This window comes from Corynebacterium striatum ATCC 6940, assembly GCF_000159135.1.
GTDB lineage: Bacteria > Actinomycetota > Actinomycetes > Mycobacteriales > Mycobacteriaceae > Corynebacterium > Corynebacterium striatum.
In genome coordinates, this window is record NZ_GG667551.1 from 1 (window position 1) to 586 (window position 586).

At 51.5% G+C, this 586-nt stretch carries 1 protein-coding gene; it reads left to right on the forward strand.

Features of this window, described 5'->3' with window-relative positions; genetic code table 11:
• On the forward strand, positions 1 to 586 hold a 586-nt coding region (locus tag HMPREF0308_RS12695), incomplete at both ends, for an ATP-binding protein (RefSeq protein ID WP_211205706.1).

Consider the following 586-nt stretch of genomic DNA (forward strand, 5'->3'; position numbering starts at 1 on the left):
AACCCCGCCAATGGATCGATTTCTTGATGAATCTGTCCTTGCTGACTTCACAGCGTTGCGTATGACCGCGTTCGGTAAAACAGTGATCGACATTGCTAATGACCCAGCATTCGACACGTGGACGTTTTCACAAAAGGTGCTCTACGCACTAGATAAGGAAGTCGCGGCCAGGCGTGAACGACGCATCAACAAACTTTTGAAAGCATCCCGATCGCCAAACCTTGATGCTTGTCTTGAAAACGTGGTGTGCACACCTGCCCGCAACATCAACCCGGAGCAAATCAGCCGACTCGCTCATGGTCAATGGTGCCATTTGGGACAAAACATTGTCATCCTGGGCAAATCCTCGGTCGGCAAGACCTACCTGGCCCAAGCATTAATCAACGCGGCGTGCCGCAACGATTACTCCGCGAGTTTCTACCGCACGGACATGCTTGCAACACAACTTGCAGTCTTACAGCCCGATGACCCCACCCGGTTGAAGTTCATTGAGCAACTCCACAACGTGGACGTACTTGTCCTGGATGACTTTTTAACCACGCCGATTGATGCTGCCACGGCGCATCAGATATTTAATATCCTCGCC